Here is a 3,298-nt window from a genome sequence, read left to right on the forward strand (position 1 = left end):
GCATCTACGCCGAGGTCCTTGGCGTCGACCGCGTGGGCACCGACGACTCCTTCTTCGAACTCGGCGGCGACAGCATCTCGGCGATGGGCCTGATCGCCGCGATCAACAGCGCGCTGGGCGTCGGCCTTGCAGTGCGCGTCGTGTTCGAGGCGCCCACCGTCGCCCAGCTGGCACTGCGGATCGGTGAGGGAACGGTCGGCCCGGAGCCGCTGGTGGCCGCCGAGCGGCCCGCGGTGATTCCGTTGTCGTTCGCGCAGAACCGGCTGTGGTTCCTCGACCAATTGCAGGGCCCGTCACCGGTTTACAACATGGCGGCCGCCCTGCGGCTCAGCGGGCCGCTCGACGCCGTTGCGCTCGGGGCTGCGCTGGCCGACGTGGTGGCCCGGCACGAGAGCCTGCGCACCCTGATCGCCGCGCCCGAGGGCACGCCTCAGCAGCTGGTGACCCCCGTCGAGCGGGCCGAATTCGGGTGGGAGGTCGTGGACGCCGGCGGCTGGTCGGCCGGCCAGCTCGACGAGGCCATCGGCGACACGGCGCGCTACACGTTCGACCTGGCCGCCGAAATCCCGCTGCGAGCAGAGCTTTTCCGCATCGGCGACGACGAGCACGTGCTGGTGGCAGTGGTCCACCACATCGCCGCCGACGGCATGTCGATCACCCCGCTGGTGCGCGACCTGGGCATGGCGTATGCCAGCCGGTGCGCCGGGCAGGCCCCCGGCTGGGCGCCGTTGCCCGTGCAATACGTCGACTACACGCTGTGGCAGCGCGCGCAGCTGGGCGACCTCGACGACCGCCAGAGCCCCATCGCCGCCCAGCTGGCCTACTGGGAGGAGGCCCTGGCCGGGATGCCCGACCGGCTGCAGCTGCCCACCGATCGGCCCTACCCGCTGGTGGCCGATCAGCGCGGCGCCACCGTCGAAATCGACTGGCCGACAGAGCTTCAGCAGCAAGTCGGCGCGGTCGCCCGCAAGCACAACGCGACCAGCTTCATGGTGGTCCAGACGGCCCTGGCGGTCCTGCTGTCGAAGCTCAGCGCGAGCCCCGATGTGGCGGTGGGCTTCCCGATCGCAGGGCGGCGCGACCCCGCCCTCGACGAATTGGTCGGCTTCTTCGTCAACACCCTGGTGCTCCGGGTCGACCTGAACGAGCTAGGCGGCGACCCCACATTCACCGACCTGCTGTCGCAGGTGCGCCAGCGCAGCCTGGCCGCCTATGAACACCAGGACGTTCCGTTCGAGGTGCTGGTCGAACGGCTCAACCCCGCCCGAAGCCTGACCCACCACCCCTTGGTCCAGGTCATGCTGGCCTGGCAGAACTTCGCCGGGCAGGACGGCGGCGGCCCGGCCGCCGGGCTGTCCCTGGGCGATGTCGAGATCACGCCGATGCCGGTGGACACCCAAACCGCCCGCATGGACCTGACCTTCTCGCTGGCCGAGCGATGGGACACCGCCGGAGAGCCCGCCGGTATCGGCGGGACGGTGGAGTTCCGCACCGACGTGTTCGACCCGGCCAGCATCCGGGCGCTCGTCGGACGGTTGCAGCGGGTGTTGACGGCCATCACCGTCGACCCCACGCGGGCGTTGTCGTCGCTGGATCTGCTCGACGAGGCCGAGCACGCCCGCCTCGACAAGCTTGGGAACCGCGCGGTGCTGACCGCGCCGGTGGCGGCGCCGGTGTCCCTTCCGGCCCTGTTCGCCGCGCAGGTGGCGCGCACACCAGAGTCGGTCGCGCTGGTGTGCGCAGGCCGGTCCATGACCTACCGCGAGCTGGACGAGGCCGCGCACCGGTTGGCGCTCGTGTTGGCCGGCCGCGGCGCAGTCCCCGGCCGGTCTGTCGCCCTGCTGTTTTCGCGTTCGGCCGAGGCGATTGTCGCGATCCTGGCGGTGCTCAAGGCCGGGGCGGCCTATCTGCCGATCGACCCGGCGCTGCCCGAGTCGCGCATCGCATTCGTGCTCTCCGACGCCGCGCCCATGGCCGTCATCACCACCGCCGACCTGGCCGACCGGCTCATCGGCACCGACGTGCCGGTGATCGACGTCGATAACCTCGAGCCCCCCGCCCAGCCCGGCACGACGCTGACCGCGCCGGGGCCGGAGGACCTCGCCTACCTCATCTACACGTCCGGCACCACCGGTGTCCCCAAGGGCGTCGCGGTCACCCACCAGAACGCGACCCAGCTGCTGGCGCGCATGGACGCCGGTCTGCCGCGCGCCGGGGTGTGGTCGCAGTGGCATTCGCTGGCCTTCGACGTCTCGGTCCACGAGATCTTCGGCGCGCTGCTGCACGGCGGCCGGCTGGTCGTGGTGCCCGAGTCGGTGGCGCGCTCACCCGAAGATTTCCACGCGCTGCTGGTGGCCGAACGGGTCAGCGTGCTGAGTCAGACCCCGTCGGCGGCCGCGATGCTCTTGCCCGACGGGCTGGAGTCGGCCGCCCTGGTGGTGGCCGGCGAGGCGTGTCCGGCCGAGCTGGTCGACAAGTGGGGAGCGGGCCGGGCGATGATCAACGCCTACGGCCCGACTGAGGCCACGGTGTACACGGCGGTCAGCCGGCCGCTGGAGTCGGCGTCCGTCGAGTCCGGCGTGGTGCCGATCGGCTCGCCGGTGCCCGGGGGAGCGTTGTTCGTGCTGGACGGGCGGTTACGGCCGGTGCCCGTCGGCGTGGTCGGCGAGTTGTACGTCGCCGGTGCCGGCGTGGCGTGCGGGTACTGGCATCGGGCGCCCCTGACGGCGTCGCGGTTCGTGGCCTGCCCGTTCGGCGGAGCCGGAACCCGCATGTATCGCACAGGCGACCTGGTGCGCTGGCGCGCCGACGGGCAGCTGGACTACCTGGGCCGCGCCGACGAGCAGGTCAAGATCCGCGGATACCGCATCGAACTCGGCGAGGTGCGCGCCGCGCTGGCCTGGCTGGACGGCGTGGAGCAGGCGGTCGTCGTCGCCCGCGAGGACCGGCCCGGCGGTAAGCGGCTGGTCGCTTACATCACCGGAACGGCCGACCCGGCCGGTGTGCGCGCCGCGCTGGCCGAGCGGTTGCCGGCGTACATGATCCCTGCCGCCGTGGTGGTGCTCGACGCGCTGCCGCTGACCCCCAACGGCAAGCTCGACACCCGCGCCCTGCCCGCACCGGAATACTCCGACGCCGACCGGTACCGCGCCCCCGACAACGCCGTCGAGGAGATCCTGGCCGGCATCTACGCCCAGGTGCTGGGGCTGGACCGTGTCGGGGTCGACGACTCCTTCTTCGACCTGGGCGGCGACAGCATCTCCTCGATGCAGGTGGTGACGCGGGCCCGCGCCGCCGG

At 72.1% G+C, this 3,298-nt stretch carries 1 protein-coding gene; it reads left to right on the top strand.

The features are described 5' to 3' along the window. The coding region (locus tag A5713_RS04170; RefSeq protein WP_156751737.1) for a non-ribosomal peptide synthetase at window positions 1-3,298 on the top strand (3,298 nt) is incomplete at both ends.

The sequence above is a fragment of the Mycobacterium sp. E2497 genome (genome assembly GCF_001668695.1).
GTDB lineage: Bacteria > Actinomycetota > Actinomycetes > Mycobacteriales > Mycobacteriaceae > Mycobacterium.